Annotated in this window: 20 protein-coding genes; 1 reads left to right on the forward strand and 19 read right to left on the reverse strand. The window is 33.7% G+C overall.

Features of this window, described 5'->3' with window-relative positions; all coding sequences use genetic code 11:
* Nucleotides 1-149: 149 nt before the first annotated feature.
* Together FS935_RS00335 and FS935_RS00340 are read right to left on the reverse strand one after the other, a co-directional pair.
* Nucleotides 150-659 (reverse strand): YkvA family protein, encoded by a 510-nt coding sequence (locus tag FS935_RS00335; protein WP_146945554.1) that lies wholly within the window; start codon nt 657-659, stop codon nt 150-152.
* Nucleotides 660-987: 328 nt separating this feature from the next.
* Nucleotides 988-1,755 (reverse strand): DUF4230 domain-containing protein, encoded by a 768-nt coding sequence (locus tag FS935_RS00340; RefSeq protein ID WP_240050766.1) that lies wholly within the window; start codon nt 1,753-1,755, stop codon nt 988-990.
* 823 nt (nt 1,756-2,578) lie between these two features.
* On the opposite strand from FS935_RS00340, the gene FS935_RS00345 reads away from it, so the two are divergent.
* Nucleotides 2,579-3,427: a hypothetical protein gene (locus FS935_RS00345; protein ID WP_146945555.1), complete on the forward strand. Its 849-nt coding sequence runs from the start codon at nt 2,579-2,581 to the stop codon at nt 3,425-3,427.
* Between the two features lie 336 nt (nt 3,428-3,763).
* Here the strand turns inward: FS935_RS00345 and srtD are convergent, their stop codons facing one another.
* The 17 genes from srtD to rluF all read right to left on the reverse strand — a co-directional run bounded on the left by srtD (nt 3,764) and on the right by rluF (nt 17,706).
* Nucleotides 3,764-4,384: a class D sortase, LPxTATN-specific gene (gene srtD, locus FS935_RS00350; protein WP_193559336.1), complete on the reverse strand. Its 621-nt coding sequence runs from the start codon at nt 4,382-4,384 to the stop codon at nt 3,764-3,766.
* Complete coding sequence (locus FS935_RS00355) at nt 4,384-5,331, reverse strand: processed acidic surface protein (protein ID WP_146945556.1); 948 nt, start codon at nt 5,329-5,331, stop codon at nt 4,384-4,386. The genes srtD and FS935_RS00355 overlap by 1 nt, the downstream gene beginning before the upstream one ends.
* 330 nt (nt 5,332-5,661) lie before the next feature.
* Nucleotides 5,662-6,531, reverse strand: a complete 870-nt coding sequence (locus FS935_RS00360; protein ID WP_240050767.1) for a metallophosphoesterase — start codon at nt 6,529-6,531, stop codon at nt 5,662-5,664.
* 66 nt (nt 6,532-6,597) lie between these two features.
* Entirely contained in the window at nt 6,598-7,326 is a 729-nt protein-coding gene (locus tag FS935_RS00365) for a phosphatase PAP2 family protein (RefSeq protein WP_146945558.1), read from the reverse strand.
* On the reverse strand, nt 7,313-7,534 hold the full coding sequence (locus FS935_RS00370; protein WP_146945559.1) for a hypothetical protein: 222 nt from the start codon (nt 7,532-7,534) through the stop codon (nt 7,313-7,315). The genes FS935_RS00365 and FS935_RS00370 overlap by 14 nt, the downstream gene beginning before the upstream one ends.
* A gap of 708 nt (nt 7,535-8,242) precedes the next feature.
* Complete coding sequence (locus FS935_RS00375) at nt 8,243-8,602, reverse strand: YhfM domain-containing protein (RefSeq protein WP_146945560.1); 360 nt, start codon at nt 8,600-8,602, stop codon at nt 8,243-8,245.
* A 190-nt stretch (nt 8,603-8,792) separates the two neighbouring features.
* Nucleotides 8,793-9,221, reverse strand: a complete 429-nt coding sequence (locus FS935_RS00380; protein WP_146945561.1) for a DUF3139 domain-containing protein — start codon at nt 9,219-9,221, stop codon at nt 8,793-8,795.
* Nucleotides 9,222-9,383: 162 nt separating this feature from the next.
* A complete protein-coding gene (locus tag FS935_RS00385; protein WP_146945562.1) occupies nt 9,384-9,767 on the reverse strand; it encodes a hypothetical protein in 384 nt (127 codons plus the stop codon).
* A 171-nt stretch (nt 9,768-9,938) separates the two neighbouring features.
* Nucleotides 9,939-10,349 (reverse strand): hypothetical protein, encoded by a 411-nt coding sequence (locus tag FS935_RS00390; RefSeq protein WP_146946298.1) that lies wholly within the window; start codon nt 10,347-10,349, stop codon nt 9,939-9,941.
* Between the two features lie 1,133 nt (nt 10,350-11,482).
* A complete protein-coding gene (locus FS935_RS00395; protein ID WP_146945563.1) occupies nt 11,483-12,883 on the reverse strand; it encodes a right-handed parallel beta-helix repeat-containing protein in 1,401 nt (466 codons plus the stop codon).
* Between the two features lie 728 nt (nt 12,884-13,611).
* Entirely contained in the window at nt 13,612-13,866 is a 255-nt protein-coding gene (locus tag FS935_RS00400; protein WP_158638472.1) for a hypothetical protein, read from the reverse strand.
* 84 nt (nt 13,867-13,950) lie between these two features.
* Complete coding sequence (locus FS935_RS00405) at nt 13,951-14,130, reverse strand: hypothetical protein (protein ID WP_146945565.1); 180 nt, start codon at nt 14,128-14,130, stop codon at nt 13,951-13,953.
* 70 nt (nt 14,131-14,200) lie between these two features.
* Nucleotides 14,201-14,674 carry a GNAT family N-acetyltransferase gene (locus FS935_RS00410; protein ID WP_146945566.1) on the reverse strand — a complete coding sequence of 158 codons (474 nt, stop codon included), beginning with the start codon at nt 14,672-14,674 and terminating at the stop codon, nt 14,201-14,203.
* Between the two features lie 173 nt (nt 14,675-14,847).
* Nucleotides 14,848-15,414, reverse strand: coding sequence for a hypothetical protein (locus FS935_RS00415; protein WP_146945567.1), 567 nt, complete (start codon nt 15,412-15,414; stop codon nt 14,848-14,850).
* Between the two features lie 338 nt (nt 15,415-15,752).
* The gene (locus tag FS935_RS00420; protein WP_146945568.1) at nt 15,753-16,268 is read right to left on the reverse strand and encodes a YobA family protein; all 516 of its coding nucleotides are present in this window, start codon (nt 16,266-16,268) and stop codon (nt 15,753-15,755) included.
* A gap of 242 nt (nt 16,269-16,510) precedes the next feature.
* The gene (locus FS935_RS00425) at nt 16,511-16,876 is read right to left on the reverse strand and encodes a hypothetical protein (protein WP_158638473.1); all 366 of its coding nucleotides are present in this window, start codon (nt 16,874-16,876) and stop codon (nt 16,511-16,513) included.
* A 134-nt stretch (nt 16,877-17,010) separates the two neighbouring features.
* Entirely contained in the window at nt 17,011-17,706 is a 696-nt protein-coding gene (rluF, locus tag FS935_RS00430) for a 23S rRNA pseudouridine(2604) synthase RluF (protein WP_146945570.1), read from the reverse strand.
* Between the last annotated feature and the right edge of the window lie 49 nt (nt 17,707-17,755).

Raw genomic sequence — 17,755 nt, forward strand, 5'->3', positions numbered from 1 at the left:
TGTGAGTTGTGGTTACTTCAAAATACCAAATGGAACGATTTTGTTATTTTTGCACAAAAAGAGGTGCCCCAAACGTTAAACTTCTTACTATAAATCCAAGAAAATAAAGTCTGTTCCCTATAACTTGGAAACAGACTTTATTATTATTATTATCTACCTAGTTTATTATCAATCTCCGTTGTATCTACATTCTCACCAAATAAATCTTTAAGTTTATTTTTGGCTTGCATTTTAATTTCATCATCCACATAAAAAGCAACTTGAACTAGAGCGAATATTACAACACTTAAGTCGTCAGCATATCCTACACCAATTGCTAAGTCGGGTATAATATCTAGAGGTAAAATAAAGTAACCTAAAGCCCCAACAATGGTTGCTTTTACTTTTAATGGTACATCTGGCTTTTGAAGTGTGTAATAAAGTAATAAAACGGCATAGACTAAAGAAGTTCCAGCTCTTTTAGAAAACTTTTGAACCTTAGTCCAAAACTTTTCCTCTGAGAAATGCTCCTCGTGTTGCTTTATATCTTCAGCATTTAGTTTTTCTGCTTCATCTTTTAAATCAGGAACTAGTTCTTCTTCCATTTCAACTTTTTCGACTTCATTAGAAGAGGATAATTCGTCAAGATCTGTTTTCTTCTTAAATAAATTACTTAACATGAAATCACTCCAATGATTAGTAGATTACATATACATTTTACCCTATTATCCATTTACCATCTTTTAGAACACTAGTATATCAAATAAATAGGTTTCTTTGCGACAGCTATTAGATTAGAGTTGAAGGTCCAACCCCTTAAACTAGGATAAACACATTCTTACTTGGTGACCAATATAAAAACTAAGAAGAGGCGGGTATTTTCTTTAGTTGAAATCTAGTACCCCCACACTAATAGAAAAGAGTCCAAAAATAAGTAGAATTTGACAAACATCTATAGCCCCTAGTAAAGGAAAGGCCTGTCCCAAGTAATATGAACAGGCCTTCCTATTAGTTAAACGTGACATTTACCGTATAACCATCATTCTTAAAAAATTCCTTTAACACTTTTTCTGCATTTTTCTCTGCAGTATCTAGTAAACCACTAGAGATGGCTCCTTGACGAATTTTCTCTTGTGATTCAGCTGCCAACTCAAACCCCTCATCCATTTTAATATCAGCACGGAAAAACCCATTTTTGTCCAAGGCTTCTATTTTATCCATCTGTACTGATGGTTCCTGGATAATCTCTGCATGAGGAAGAGTAATATCTATTTCTTTTGTTTCTTCATTAATATCCATGTCATTAGAAGTAATCCCTTTCAAATCAACTCCTGCAATAACCGTCGCAGGTACAACTAAAAGAACTTCTCGCTTTGTTCCAGGTAAATTAATATTCAAGAACTTCTTATTATCCTCTTGGTGTAGAACCTCTTTCATATGAGCTTGGGCTGTTGCCAATGTGGCTAGCTCTTGAACACGTTCAACAAACGTGACAGACTCTTGTTTGGAGGTACTGCCCTCAAATAACCGAATTCCTCCTAAAGCGATGACTAGAGTTAAAAAAATAATGATGGCAATGATTAAAATATTCTTCAATCTACCAAAATTTAAGAAAGATTTAGATATTCCTTTCGGTGGAGATAAATATCTTGAGTTTTGACCTACCGCAATAGTTGCAGCACTTTGTTGTTGTGCTTCATTTAATTCTCTTAATTGTCTTTCTAACTGTGCAATTTTTTCGTCTTTTTCTTCTATAATTTCTCTATTTTTATCCATTTTTTTCACCTTTCATTTTTACCATCACAATGCTTATCCTTTTAATCCACTAATCTATTATGTGAGTAATTAATTAGATAGTATCACACATAAAGAAATTTTATATTTTAAAAATAATGGTTTTCCTAGGAATCCCTATCTTCCTAGTTCTACTTACTAAATTAATAATTTAGTATCAGATCCTTTAGATAAACACGCCAGTTAATTTCATATCTTTACTCTGTTGATCAGCTCTTCCATCTTTTTAGTATGGCATATAAAATCACCACAGATTTACCTAATAATAGAACATCAATTTCTTTGCAATATTTGTCATAAATTATATTCTTAATTCGATATTATAAGAATTTTGTTACTGCAAACATTCGACAAATTTCTTTAAAAATCCTCCAAAAAACATAAAAAACACCCAACACAGAGTAATGTTTGCGTGCTAAATCATGGTTTTTTTTGCAGGAAAATAGATATAAGATCTGGTGTTTCTCCCCTCAAAACGTGTTAATAACACTTATCTTTCGTTTTTTTTCTAATGAAAAAACGTCTTAACCACCGTAATATCAAGGATTTGAGACATTTTAACTACTTTTACTTAGTTGTGTTAATAGATATTTTACACGAAGTTAAGACTTAGAGAATTTCCGCCATCTTCAATTATTACTTATAGTATTTGTAAATTTCAATATAAAAGCCGATTAAAAACAGACCAGTCTACTTTGACATATCATTGTCTCGTTTGAAAAATCTCGATGTTGTCCTCATGAACTTATATTTTTATGAATGCTAAAGGAACAGAGTAATTGTCTTAACTTATGAGGAAAAATTCATGTTGTTTATAATCCATATTATTATCTTAACAATTTGGTTTATGAGGGTCGTGAAAAAAGGAGAATATACATGGGGTACAATATTAACAGCTTTCTTCGTCTTTGTATTAATTGTAGATATTGGAGAGATGATTTTTAATTTTTTGTTAAATTTTTATAAATTTCCCGCACATTTACTTTCTGATTTTAATAAGGACAACCAACTTGGTGTCTTACTGGCAGATGTAGTTACTTTGCCCCTAACATTGATTATTGTATGTCATTATTTAACCCATAGTAATAAGCGTTGGCTACTTGTCATATTATTTACGATTATGCAAGGTTTGACTGAAGTTCTATATATACGTTTAGGATACCTTGTTTATCTTCATTGGAATATCTGGATTTCAATATCTGTCTATTTTGTTGGGTTATGTATATTTTCAAAATACGCCCCACATTTTTTACGGAAAGAAAAGCCACTTCCTTATCCGATTATACTTACGGCTAGTGTGTATAACATTGCAGGCATGTTAGGAGGAGCCATTATGGGTGGAGAACTTCTAAATTTGTTTGAGTGGAGACCACACATTTTCAACTCTCCACATGCTGATGACCGTTTTTCTGAAATTGGTTCTCTTACTTTACTTGGAATTTTAACTGGTACCCTTATACCTAAATTTAATTCTAAACATCGTCCAATCGTATTTGGACTATTAAGCCTTGTAGGTATATCATACTATACATTTGCGAATTGGAAGGGTTGGCTTTTATATAATAACTGGAATGTTTATTTAACAATCATTCGCTGGATTGTCCCTTTCGCTATTATTGCATGGTTGGATCGTCAAGAGTCTTTCCGGACCTAATTATAAAAAAATCACACTTTTTTTATCTGGTAAATAATCAGTGAGTTGAGAGGCTAAAATATATAACTTACAGGTTAATTCACACTAGTTTTCAACACTATTTATTAGAAAAAATCACCAATATAATTAGCAATTCAACAAGGACCAGATAATTGAAATCTGATCCTTTTGCTTTGTTATAGTCATCGTTATTGTAAAACTGTATACTCAACTGACGTGTCTTCTACATGCAATCATTTGTCCATGCCCTTTTAGAACACCCTCCAAGGACCAAGGATCGTCCAAGTGGAATTGCGATTAGAAAGTTCTTTTTCTATGTGATCACTTAAAAGTATGTTATTTTTCAGATGAGTTTATCAGATTTCCAACCAAAACATAACGTTCCGGTGCATTGCCAATGTACGTAAATGGGTAACAAGTCGTCAAAGTTAATGTAGCCTCAGGCTTTGGGACAATGACAGTTTTATCCTCTGCGTCGACAATCCTGACTTTTTCTATTCGGTAGGTGTATATTCCTTTGGCAGTTTCAATCTTAATCACATCATGTTCTCGGACTTCTTTAAGCTTTCTGAATACAGTGTCCCGATGCCCTGAAATAACCGTGTTATTGTCTTCACCAGGCATAACGCTGTTGGAATAATGTCCAGCACCTTTTTCAAGCTCTTCTTCACTTGTACCTTCGTATATCGGAACAGATATGTCGACCTTTGGGATGGATATTTCCCCGATCTTTTCTCCTTTATCAGGTTTATCGGTATTTGTGCTTTTTTCATTTTTATCCATTTCTTGTTCCATGTTCCTGATACTAACACTATAATTACCTTTCTCGACAGCTATGACTCCTTTTGCCCAGCTATATGCATGGGTGCCTGCCAAATATATGCCAGAAATGATGAGGAAAAAGGCAATAGCGGGAATAATCCATTCCCGCATACCATTATTTTTCCCTTTATTCATTACCGATCACCAAAGTGTTTACGCGCTCTCAAGGTAATGCCTCCAAGCATGAATAGTCCAACTCCAAGAAAAACATAGGCAAGGGAATTTGTGGCTGTATCTGGCATGTCACCGCCATTTTCGGTTGCTGCTTCTTCCGGCTGATCACTATTATAGTAATCAAGCGATTCTCTCAAGTCATTCAGGAAGTAATAATCATCTGGACGTTCTCCGTACTCTGCCAATAATTCTTCGTACTCTCCAGGAGTCAAGCCGTATTTTTCGATTAACTCACGTTCATTTTCGTCGGTAATTAGCGGACCTACCTGAGATACCAGATCTTCAAATAAAGTGTAGTCATTCAAATCTGTGTCATAATTATCAACTAAATACTGGTTGAATTCATCAACCGTCCACCCAAGTGGTATTAAGTACGTTTCCTCTAACTGTCGCTCGTCCAGTGTTTCTGTTTCAGAGGGTTCATTTGGTCCATTGGCATTAGAGTTATCTGATGCATTGTCTTCGTTATTGTTTTCTGAAGCAACAACTCCATTATTATTGGTTGAACCATTTTCGTCAACGCTCCAGCCCTCATCCAATGAATTCACCAAATCACCAACAAAGTGTATATTATCCCTGTTGTCATATTCTTCTAAGAAAGCTACCAGCTGATTTGTGTCCATATTGTATCTTTCAATGATGTCCAATATATTTTGATCAAGATCTCCGTCAGCCAGCTGATTAACATCTATTGGTTCACCGATCTCTGCTTTCAGTTCATCCATGTTATCATAATCATTTAACTGAGATCCGTAATTTTCTTCTAGATAGTTATTCCATTCCATCTCTGTCCAGGTCGTCACCGCCGGGTATTGCTCTTTTACCTCTTTATATTCCACTGCACCCGCAGATAGCGGAGCAAAAACTAATGTTGATACTACGGCAAATGGTATTACTTTCTTTTTCATGTTTAGCCTCCTTTGGTTACTATTTACAATAGATCTTGAAAGATTATTTATTCACTTTTAAAAATAACAGCCCCTATATTTCGATAGGCGCTGATTTATTTTGAAACAAAATTACTAGACTATTATTTTCCGTTTACTTCTTTAAAAGTTTCTTCTACAAGATCTGGGCTCCTCTTCTTCTTTCGTTTCAGTTTCATTAGATTCTGATTCTAATTTATTGTGTTCTACTCATAGATGATTTCCCTCCTTGTAATTAGTCTTGAAAACTATTGCTTTAGCCTATATAAAACTGTTACCCGACACAAAATGCTATAAACGTCTTCTTTCATTCTAGGCTTTTGTTAATATAAAAACGGTAATTTCCGGAGGTGTATTGATTCTAAGTGGAAGATCACTGAAACCAATCCCTCTATTTACATACAGATGGTTTCCATTTGCTCCAAAGTTTTCAATCCACCCATCTACCTTTGCTTTGTCTTTTGCTACTAGGCTTTTATATGACCACTCTGGCGCAAACGGAACTCTAAATTGTCCTCCATGTGTATGACCGGCTACTGCAAGCGGTGCTGAATTTGCTGGCAGCTTTGCGAATGATTCTGGATTGTGCATCATGATCATTCTCGGAGCTGCTTCTGGAATACCATTGAGTGCTTTGGCTGGATCCGCATTTTCAGGCCAATTAGCTCCCAATCCAGCTATATAAAAACTACTGTCCTGAGGCTTTCCGATTGAGACTTCATTATCCTTTGTCAGTTTTAAAGCAACAGAACGATTGTGCAACAATGTTATTCCCATCTCCTCTAGAGAAGTTTTCACATGCTTCGCAGATGCTATTTTGGGTTCGTCATTTTTGTTTCCCATGTTGTAGTCATGATTCCCCAGAACGGCAAATAAGGGAATATCAGTTTTTACCAGAGGGTTGATCAGCTTTTCAACCTTTTGCATCTCTGCATTTGGATCCTCAAGCGAATGGTAGATAAAATCTCCAATGATCAGCACTGCATCCGGCTTCATTTCTGCGATTTTTTCAGCAGCATCCTCTACAGTTTCTGTGTTATCCATCCACATCCCTACTTGGAAATCTCCAATCACCGCCACCTTTTTGCCCTCCCATTCTGATGGCAAGTTCGGAATGGCTGCTTTTTCCTTTTCAATATCTAAAAAATATGGTTCTACTAATCCCCAAACCAAGATGCTCACTAGAATCAATCCCACTATTTTTCCTAATTTATTTTTTTTGAAAACTTTGACCCTCTCCTTCCCAATTTAAAAATTAATATATTTTCCTACAAATCTCTTAAAAACATGAGTTGGCCGGATAGAGTTTGCGCTTCTCCACTCTACCCATTCCAATGCAAGAATGGTGAGGATTAGCCAAATAGCTCCAGCTAAGTGCCCCGCTAGGACATCACTTGGGTAATGAGCTCCAAGATATATCCGTGTCGATCCGATCCAGATTACTACCAATCCCGCAGTCAATATCACAAACCACTTTAAAACTTTCTTTCTGCTAGATCGAACGATGAAATATGCAATAAATCCATAAAAAATCAAAGAACCCATTGAATGACCACTTGGAAAGCTATAGCCAATCGCATCAATTTCAGGATTGATAGATGGACGATCGCGTGCATATAGATGTTTCAATAAGGTAGTCAGCAAGCCTCCTCCGCCGATCCCAATCACGAGGAATAAAATTCCCCATTTATCCCTGGATGTAAACCATAACCCGATGATAGCAGCAACTGTACATACTGATAAAAACCAAACTGAGCCTAGCTCCGTACCAAATATCATGATTTGGTCGAGCGTGCCATTCTCTATGTATTTAAACCAATTGATAATCGTGGCATCAAAAATTTCCACCTCTTTTTCTAGCAATTCTTCTGCCAGATTGGCAAATAAAATGATAAAAAGAACCGAAAACCCAATCCCTCCAATCATAATTAGAAACGGAAATCCGGCTTTCTTTGCTTTTTGTTTATTCGTTTCCATATGATGATCCTTTCTGATGTTTTTTTATTTTCTCTAAAAACATTTCTATCTCCTCGATAAATTCTAACCTCAATAGAAATTCCGAAATAAACGTGCCCAGTGTTCTTTTATCGCTTGACATAATACCTCTGTCCAGCACATCTTGGAGCTCTTGCATCTCACTATTTCTATTCTTTTTTAAATCTTTAACTGCTGATTGCCTAGGCAAACGAATGCTTCCAACTAAGTTATCCAGATGCCTGACTTCCACCCTCCTTTGCCTTTTTCAATATCAAATCTATCAATTTCTTTCCGGATGAATCCTTTTTAAAACGATAAAAAGATAGATGGACAGAAGATACCGCTTCCGTATATCTTGAAAGATTTTTTTAAAATAATAACTTTCATTACCGAAAAACTCAGTCTTTCCCCATCGCTTTGCCTATTCACGAAGCTGCCGGGATATTAGCCTGTCCCTATCAAAAAATCAACTTCATTCAAATGAATAGTACACCTGCTAACCGTAAATCTCGCACAACCAATATCTCTCCAACAATACATCCTATATTCGCCTATTCCCCAATAAATAGTGAGTAAACGAAGGAACAGTAAACCAGGTGAACCAGGAGTAAGAAAAAGAAAAACTTTTACGAGCGCAGCCCCTCCAAGTATTGAAATATTTATCTTATTATCCTAGTGGCATTAATATCTTTTGTTCAATAAACTTCACATCATGTATATTCACAATCTCTCTAAAAACGGTGATAATCAGTTCTCCATGCTTCATTTATGATTTAAAAAAACGTAATTTTACTCGGTAATTAACACTGGTGTTAGTAACCAAATCAGGAATACAAAAAAATACAAAGCAAAAGGAGCAGATTTAGATCTGATCCTTTTGCTTTGTAATAACAGTCTTCTTAAACTAAAGCATCCGTTACTTCAATAACTCATTCACTTGTTTGACTGAATTCTCGGATAGACTATAGATTGTATGTGTATCTTCTGTAGTCATAACTCTTCCAGAATTTTCACTAATCCAAAGGAAATATGTTTCTTCTCCAAGTGCAATTTTAAATTCAGGGTCTGCCATATTAACAATCCCTGATTGTTTTTCTGCTTTTTCTACTGCTTCTTTAATCATTTCAATTGTTTTTTCATCCTCGATAACTAATGTTTCAGATATGCTAAACATTGAATCAATAGTTATCTTTTCTAAACTTTCAGTATCCTGCTGACATCCGAATAAACCAATTGATAATAAAAATATAGATAAGACCAAACTTATTTTTTTCATAGACAAAACCTCCTTAACCATCTTTTTAAATTAGACGAAAAAAAACTTTGTCGGTTTCAAAAATAGTATTGATTTATCCCAAGGCTTATTTAACTAACCTGCTCCGTTAGTGAAAAAACTACTGTTCTTATTGAACTCTCGCACCAGTTAGTGGAACATAGAGCAACAACAATATTGTTAAAACATTAGCTTATTCGCTATCTTTGAACTTTAACTCGTCTAAATTTTCTTTTTTAGTCGAAAAGCTGACTTGGTAAATGTTATTCTTCTCTACCCAATAATGATAAGTTACTTCTGGTTCGTCTTCGAAAACCACCCCAATGTAATATGGATTAAGGTGCTTATAACCATCTTCTTTATGAGGAACCGTTGTGATAATCCATTCGTCATTCGGATACTGTTGTTCTAAATATGGTTCTAACATTTCAACTTTCTTCTCAATTTGTGCATCAATCCAATTGGGGCGAGCTATAAAAAATACACTATATGCTAAAAGAACGACTGTGGCGAATACCAATCCAAACTTTCTCCGATTACCTTTTAAAATAAATGAAATAAGTATGATTACTGCAATAACAACACCTACAACGATAAACTCTATTACTTCTGTTGGGTGCATAATACCCTCCTTGGGTTATTTTTTCACTTCATTTCTACTCTTTAATTCTCACGAATGAAGAGCAAAGACTTGTTGTGCTAAACTGCATTTTTAACACAATAGGAGCTGCAGCAACGACAACTTTCCTTGTTCCAATCTTGCTCCCGTTAGCTGAATATGGACTTAATCTTCTTGGTATTCAATCTGCTCTTTAATGTAGTTAGCATCACTTTTATTGATTTCGAAATAATCGACTTGGTCCCAACTTTCCCCAGAACGAATACCAATCACGGCACCTTCATTGGTGAACCATAGTCTGGAATCTATTAAGCCAGTAGACTGCTTCGGACTCATTACTGAAATATGAACATCTGGCTTATCTATATCTTTATTTGTATCTAGAATTTTCTCTTTGTAGAGATAAATCATTAAAAAGTTATCAACTATCCCTTGGTTTTCTGTGTCTGTAATGACTTTTTCAATGTCAATTTGTCCAACATTTTCTATGTTATCATACCCAATTCTAATTTCCCGTGAAGCCTCATTGGAGTTTGCTTTTCCTATCATATAACCGCCCAAGAAAACGATTAAAATTAAAGCAATGGGACTAATAATTTTCACTAGTTTGATAATAACTCCCCCTTGAATTCAAATTCAGTTATATCACTAAAATGCACCGTTAGTGAAAAAGCGACTGTTCTTATTGAACACTCGGCCCGTTACTTGAAGAAGAAAACTTCACTTTTCAAATCTAACTAACGTTTTTTCGGGTATTTCAATCTGGTCAATATCAAAGTTATTGATTAGGAGGGTTATCTCACCCTCTCGCTTTTCAGTTTCTTCTCCTACCCAGCAACTATACAACTCAAAATAATCGCCATGTTTAAGATAACCATCCATTCTTTTACATAGTTCTATTAGCTTCTTTTTCGATTCCGCACACGTTTTTGGGTTCATAAATTCCGTAATCTCAATTCCCCAATGGCTTGATATTTCATAAACATAAGGAGTAGTAAACTGAAATTTCTTTACATTTTGTAGGTCATACTCACCCGCAAAACACCCTCCAATATATAAAGATTCATCTGAATATTCATCATCGGTAATCGACAATTCTATATTACACCCAATATAACTAGCTAAACTCATTTCGCCACCTCTATTCAATCTTTCAATAAAAGCTAATCTCCTTCTTGAAGATTAGCCCCCGTTAGTTAAACTAGGAGTTTTTTTTGGAAGCCACAAAACAAGAAACTAAATATAAGAGGGATAAAAGGAAAAAAACGATTAAAACCGAAAGTGAAAATTTATCTTGATGCCATATTGTTCCACAACATTTTATTCCATAAAAATAAGGTAAAGGTGGGTCAATTTTAACCCACGTCAGTTCTACAAATCCTATTGGAAAACCTATTACCATAGGGAAACTCTCTTTTAACTCGTCATATGTATTTATCATTTTCCCGTCAAAGAAAGAAGTAGAATAAACAAAAATGCTAGAGATAAACAGTATAAATGTTAGAACTACTAACTTCTTTATAATAAATCTCACTCATAAACCACCTTTCTTACTCTATAAAATAATTCTATTATTTTTTGCATTGTTATTGAATAAACCTGCCCGTTAGTTTAAGTGACAAACTTCACAATATCACTTATCTTCTAATTATCATCTTATCAGAAGATATTAAATTATTGTTCAATTTTTCCACAATTATGTAAATTCTACTGTGCAGTATATGTCTACTAGGCATTAAATGGGTTATGCTAAATCCTGATTTTGCTGCCGAAAAATAGTTATAGATTCTGGTGTTTCTCCCCCTAGACGTGTTAATAACACTTATCTTTCAGTTCCCGAGCTAATAAAAAAACGTCTCAACTCCAATACTATCAAGGAATTCAGACATTTTAGCTACTCAAATTCAGTTGTGTTGATAAATATTTTACACGAAGTTAAGATTTTAAAAATAATAGCTAGTTTCCCCCCTACCTGTTCATTATTATATACAACTGTTGCCTTTTGTATCATATGGCATGTGTTGAAGAAGTCTATCAAATTATGCATTTGAGGACAGGGAACCTACTAAAGAAGAACGAAAAGAGCTTGATTTAGGATTGAAAATTGGTAAAAATGCACATAAAGAAATCACTGATAAAGGAATTGAATTCTATAAATAGAAGTTTAAATTAGTCCGAGAACGTACTTTATTTTGTGACATTTACTATTTTTTTATGAATGAAAAAAGTCTCGATGATTAAATGATCATCAAGACTCTATATTATTATTCAATAATATTTATTGCAGGAGATTCCTTTTTCAATGAAAAGTCATAGTTGGTTTCATTTTCAAACATTGGATCCAAATAACTGGATTGTGAATCACTAGTTGAAGCAAGCTTGAATTCTTGAAAAGAAGTGAATTCTTCTTCATTCCATACCCAAAGACCTTTTTTTCCCTCTTCTTTATGAAAGACGTTTCTTCGTAGTTCATTATCTTGATTCGTTGTAAAAAAGTTGGCGATAAAAATACGAGATGGCCCAGCAGTTAAGGTATTTCTTTCTATAATATTATCTTTTATATCATGCTGCAACAGTAGCTGTCCCCCTGCTAGCCCTTTTGTATCATTTCGATAAATAATGTTTTGGGTAATGGAAGAGTTAATCGTTCCTCCCCGATTATCATCATATCCACCAATGGAAATTCCTGTATAATGGTTGTCATACACGATGTTCTCTGTTATTTCAATGTTATCAGCATATTGTTTTGCGTGCTCAGAGGTTGCCTCAATACCGATATCACAATTATATATAGTATTCTTTTCAATCGTTATACTTTTCCCACCATCGACATAAATTCCACCGGCATTGTATTCTTCTCCATATGCTGGATTACCGAATGAGGATATTTCATACACTTCATTATTTTTAATGATACCATTTCGAACGTAGTCAGCTTTTGGATCATTTGAAATTCCTTCATGACCAATTAGATCAATCCCAATATTATCATTTCTGCGAACTACATTATTTTCAACACTAAAACCATCGATATTCCCATTAAGAACGAGTGATTCACTCCACCCGAGTTTTAAATCCTCTAATGTATTATTTATAATATAAATATCTTTCATCGGACCAGTTCCGTATATTGCAATTCCATGGGCATTTCCATCTTCTGCATGCGTTTCTATCTTTCGTACAACATTATGTTCTAACGTAATATGGCTGCTTGAGCCTGTTACATACATTCCTATTACAGTTTCATTCGTTAAGTTAGTAGTTAAATCTTGAATAATGAGCCCACTAATCGTGATATAATTTTTATTGTCTATGTTAACAAGGGACGTATCTCCTTCTACATTTTTTACGTCCTCACCAGTAATAACAACCTTGTCTTGATTGTACGCTTTAAACGTAATTGGTTTTAATTTTGTTCCACTATATTTAACAATTAGCCTTTCTTTATAAATGCCTTCTTTTATGTAGACAATCGTCCCTGCTCTTGCTTCTGAAGCAGCTTTCTTTAGTGTACGAAATGGTTTTGATTTAGTCCCATCATTTTTATCACTTCCATTTGTAGCAACGTATATAGCCTTATCATGTGTTGACTCTGTTGTATTAAAAGCATAAACAATTAAAATAGCTACTGCTGCTGCAACGAGGTAAAGGATTGTCTTTTTCATTTCATCATTCCTTTATAAAAGTTCGTAATTTTCACTTCATACTAAAGCATAAAAATAGCCCTTTAGACTTTCTTTTCCCCTAGACTAAATCATGCTTTTGGAAGTATCAAAAGGTTTTTAGTTCGACCAATCAATCATGGTCATCCTCCAGGTTACTATACTATGATTTTAACACTTATTATTTTGAAGAATTAGTAATTTTAAGGAGATAATTACTAATTTCTTATTATAATATTTTTACAATATACGGCTTTTTATAAAAAAACGGATATGCAACAATCTGGCCCGATTGTTGAAAAAAACTAATAACGTTTGTTCAACTAAACTGCACCGTAAGTTTAAGTGAAAACCTTCACAATATACAATATGGTCTGTTTGTTGAAAAAAAAGACATGGTTAGAAACTTAGGTTTCATCCCCCTAGACGTGTTACTAAAACTTATCTTTCGTTCTTGCTCTAATAAAAAAACGTCTTAACTCCAGTCCTATCAAGGAAGTAAGACGTTTTAACTTCTCAAATTCAGTTGTGTTAATAGTTATTTTACACGAAGTTAAGACTTTAAGAATAATTGAGAGTTTCCTTCCTACCTTCAAATAAAATTCATTATTATTTCCAACTGGAGAAACATTTTAATTAGTTTAGTTAAAATGAAAAATTAGGTCTTCAACACTCGGGCCTGATTGTTGAAAATACTTATTCAATTTAGGCACCCGATAGTTGAATATCAATCAAGGCATAGAAGTTACTGCGAAATGTATCAAACCTGTTAATAAAAGTAAAAACACCATAAAGGAAGTTGAATACAACATAAGTTTCCTAACGATATTTTTTTCTTTTATTTGTTTATAAGCAATAAACCCTAACAAAATCGAAATTAACCATATGATTAACCCCCATACTGAAAATAAAAACTGTGAATTTGCTACCCAAAATGCGGTTACAACTAAATAAAATAACATTAAAAAACAAGCCAACCCCCTCATAACATCCCCCTTTTTCTATTAACGCAACCCGTTAACAAAATACAAAAGGCACATAAAGTGTCTTTATTTAACTCGTCAGCCACCTTAAATACAAGTTGCTTCTGTAGTACCAATTACTTTATTTATTTCAGTTATAATTGAAATTAGTTGTTCGTCTTGAAGGTGTTCTTTAAGTGCTTTATTAGATTCATAAGGTTTTGTTTCCTCCCAACTACTTGCAATACCTGATACTGGCATATCTTTTGTAATAACAATTTTCTGCACCTCTTTCTGTCTATAATTTTATCAACTCTTGTTCAATAATCCTGCTCCTTTAGCAAAACAAGAATGAGTTTTAAACAATCCTCTTAACAAACAATACCCTATCTTGATTTTTTCCATCGTAATCGGAAAATACAGATACTCCATCAACTTCTTTGTCACCTTTGTCAATATGAAATCCCATCTTGGTATGATAAGCAATTGAAACCTTGTTTACTGGTGAAGTTACAGCATGAACAACATTTCTATTATTCTTTTTTACCACATTGAAAAATTCATTATAAAGTTGCTTTCCAATTTGGTTTTTACGGTACTCTGGATTAACTCCAACAAAATGTATGTATGCAACATCAGTATCAGATTGAGACAGAAAGCCAATTAAAAATCCAACAATTTCACCATCTTTTTCAGCAATAAAACTTGTATTATTAAAATGAACAAAGAATAACTTAGGCAACATATCGGACATTTTCCTTCCGTCCCACCATTCGTTAATCAAAGGTGAAATTACGTTATAGTCAGAACTTCTCACATTGCGTATTTCCATTTTTAAACATCCTTTCTTTCTTGAACAAGCCTGCCCGTTAGTTCAGCAATAAAAAGAGTCGTATATCAAAAGATCAATCTACAACCCTTGTTCTCCACTGTTAAAGAACAAGACTATGATTGCTACATCTTCTAATTTGTTGAACTAAAACATCCTTTAATTCATTAGCCTAATCACTCTAAATATTGGAGTATGTTTCCTTTAGCATCATAAAATTTATAATTTTGGAATGTGTAATCTTTTTTATCAGTTAGTGGAAAATCCACCCAGGTAACCGAAGCCTTGTTTGAGAGAAAATCTTGTTCTACTAATTGACCATTTATATCCACTTGTATTTTAGTAATTTCATTTTCGTAGTTTGACACATACATAAGCTTACGTCTTATATTGTTAGGCAGGATAGGAGAAAAAGAACTTAATGTTTGATCATGTCTAACTTCAATGCTCCTCCACTTATAATTACCTACATCATTTTTATAGAACTCAATATAAGCTGGACTATCGTTATATAGGAATCCAACAATTCTTACATCATTGAAATCTTTAATCCCTAAAATTTCAATTGGTTTATCTTCATACCCTTTAATTGATTGAATAACTTTAACAATTGACTCTTTATCATTACCATATAAAGTATTATTAAAATGATAAATTGAAAAACCAACAACCCCTATAATTAAAATAATAAAGATAGTAAAATACCTCTTTTTTAAGATTTTAATCTCCTCCTTAATACTCATAATCTCATAAAGTAACCTTCGCCATTATAATAAGAAACGATTGAACTTATTGAACAATTTTACCTTTTTAGTTGAAAAAGATAGATAAAGTTTACTGATACACCTATTAAGATACTTGATAATAAAATCATCCATAAAATAACTGTTGATAGATTGCTCAATCCCGCTTCTATTTACCATTCCATACTTACCTTTTATACGTTTTTTCGAATGAGGAAAATTCCAATAATTTTAAACTCTTATTAAACAATTCTGTACCTTTAACACAATAGAATCTGCTGCATCGACAACTTTCCTTGTTTCACTCTTGCCCCGTTAGTTTAATAAGATTCTTATATTCACTTATCTTCTACTTTAACTTTATGCTCCGCATAACTGTCTGTGTTTTTCAATATAATTGACCATTCGTCTTTATCGGCATCATATGAAATGGATTGGGCAGTTAAAATTTCATTTTCAAACTTATTCTTAGATAATGCTCTATTTAAGATTTCAGTGTCGGAAAATGTTGCACCTTCAGGAGTAGAGCTTTGCATAACTTCTAATTTACCAACAGTCGTTTGACCTGGATATGATTCTTCTACTCCTCCGTCAAACCATATTTTCACTTTTTCTCCTACCTTAACATCATTAGGTGATTTATTTACCCATACAGCATCATAAAATTCTTCAATTCCACCATTTTCGCTGTAATCCTTAGCTTCTGTACTGACAACTAAAATCTTTTGTCCTTCCTTATCCATTACATATCCAGTAATCCCTGGTTCTCCACCATATTCATTTCCATTATCATTACTACATCCAACTAATACAAAAAGCATAAATGCTGTTAAATGAACTACTAGATTACGCAATTATAGCCCCCCTTTATTCTATTTGACGTTTTATGTTGCTTATAGTTTCAATTATTCTTTATTGTTGTATTATCCTGCACCGTTAGTTTTACAAGAATATGATTAATGAACAAAAATTCCCGATTACGCAATAAAAAAAGCCAACTTAATATGTTGACTCTGCTTACCTATTAAATTAAAGCCATCTTTAGGTGAAGATTAACAGGTAAATTTAACCTTCAATTCGCGTGGTAATCGAGTAATTATCCTTTTACTTCTGCTAAGATTACAAATGGTGCCTCGCCACTTTTATATTCTTCATATGTAGAATATACTTCAGTACCTCTTGTTAGCTTACTTGCATAAAGGTTCCCGAACCACAAAGTGTTGATTGTTTGTTTCTTGATTTCTCCTATTTTTTCACCGTTGGAATAATCATTTTCTATATTAGAGTTTCTTGAATAAATTAAACCGTCGTACCTTATTATATCGGCATCACTATTATCATTTAAGATTTCTTTTTCTGTTGGATTTTCTGTGGTAACAGAACTACAACCAGTTATTAACAAAATAAACACTACCATTAGAAAGAGATTTGGATACCTAATAATACCCATCCTTTTCTTCAACACGAAAACTTCAGTTAACCTGCCCCTTTTCTCTTATAAAAACAAAACGACCAGCGATTGAACTGATCGTAAATTCTTGTTGTTTATTCTCACCCCGTTAATACTATTAGTAAATTCTTCTATTAGTCACAAGTTCACTCTTCCTCCAGCTCTTTTAACAGCTCAACCCTTTCTTGCTCTGTTAGCTCACGCCATTCTCCTATAGGTAAATCGTTTAACTCTATGTTCATAATTCGAATCCGCTCTAGTTGCTCGACATAATACCCATGAGCTTTAGACATTCTTCGGATTTGTCGATTGAGCCCCTGTGATAAAATAATTCGAAACACACAATCATCTATTCGTTCTACCTTACATGGCTTTGTAATCGTATTTAAAATTTCAACGCCATCAGACATCTCTCGTATGAATAAATCTGTTATCTGCTTGTTTACCGTGACAATATATTCTTTTTCATGATTATGCTCTGAACGTAAAATCTTATTTACAATATCTCCATCATTGGTTAGTAATATTAATCCTTGTGAGTCTTTATCTAACCGACCTATCGGAAAAATGTGCTCTGGATAATTTATAAATTCCATAATGTTGTTTTCCACATGTTTTGCAGCTGTACAAGTTATCCCAACCGGTTTATTCATAGCGATATATACTAAATCAGCTTTATCTTTAATAGATTCTCCATCTATAAGCACGAGGTCACCTTCATTTACTTGATCTGTATGCTTAGCGGTAATTCCATTTATCGTTACTCTATTTGCTTCAATAACTCGTGCGGCCTCACGTCTAGAACAAAAACCCCTATTACTAATATATTTATTGATTCTCATGATGGACCGCTCCCTTCTACCTAATATACGCCACCCGTTACTTCAATAA

The sequence above is a fragment of the Metabacillus litoralis genome (assembly GCF_007994985.1).
Lineage (GTDB): Bacteria > Bacillota > Bacilli > Bacillales > Bacillaceae > Metabacillus > Metabacillus litoralis.

Bases quoted from the DNA above. Each gene is read 5' to 3' on its own strand.
- FS935_RS00335 (WP_146945554.1), bottom strand. From the start codon at position 659: ATGTTAAGTAATTTATTTAAGAAGAAAACAGATCTTGACGAATTATCC.
- FS935_RS00340 (WP_240050766.1), bottom strand. From the start codon at position 1,755: ATGGATAAAAATAGAGAAATTATAGAAGAAAAAGACGAAAAAATTGCA.
- FS935_RS00345 (WP_146945555.1), top strand. From the start codon at position 2,579: ATGTTGTTTATAATCCATATTATTATCTTAACAATTTGGTTTATGAGG.
- srtD (WP_193559336.1), bottom strand. From the start codon at position 4,384: ATGAATAAAGGGAAAAATAATGGTATGCGGGAATGGATTATTCCCGCT.
- FS935_RS00355 (WP_146945556.1), bottom strand. From the start codon at position 5,331: ATGAAAAAGAAAGTAATACCATTTGCCGTAGTATCAACATTAGTTTTT.
- FS935_RS00365 (WP_146945558.1), bottom strand. From the start codon at position 7,326: ATGGAAACGAATAAACAAAAAGCAAAGAAAGCCGGATTTCCGTTTCTA.
- FS935_RS00375 (WP_146945560.1), bottom strand. From the start codon at position 8,602: ATGAAAAAAATAAGTTTGGTCTTATCTATATTTTTATTATCAATTGGT.
- FS935_RS00380 (WP_146945561.1), bottom strand. From the start codon at position 9,221: ATGCACCCAACAGAAGTAATAGAGTTTATCGTTGTAGGTGTTGTTATT.
- FS935_RS00385 (WP_146945562.1), bottom strand. From the start codon at position 9,767: ATGATAGGAAAAGCAAACTCCAATGAGGCTTCACGGGAAATTAGAATT.
- FS935_RS00390 (WP_146946298.1), bottom strand. From the start codon at position 10,349: ATGAGTTTAGCTAGTTATATTGGGTGTAATATAGAATTGTCGATTACC.
- FS935_RS00395 (WP_146945563.1), bottom strand. From the start codon at position 12,883: ATGAAAAAGACAATCCTTTACCTCGTTGCAGCAGCAGTAGCTATTTTA.
- FS935_RS00400 (WP_158638472.1), bottom strand. From the start codon at position 13,866: ATGAGGGGGTTGGCTTGTTTTTTAATGTTATTTTATTTAGTTGTAACC.
- FS935_RS00410 (WP_146945566.1), bottom strand. From the start codon at position 14,674: ATGGAAATACGCAATGTGAGAAGTTCTGACTATAACGTAATTTCACCT.
- FS935_RS00415 (WP_146945567.1), bottom strand. From the start codon at position 15,414: ATGAGTATTAAGGAGGAGATTAAAATCTTAAAAAAGAGGTATTTTACT.
- rluF (WP_146945570.1), bottom strand. From the start codon at position 17,706: ATGAGAATCAATAAATATATTAGTAATAGGGGTTTTTGTTCTAGACGT.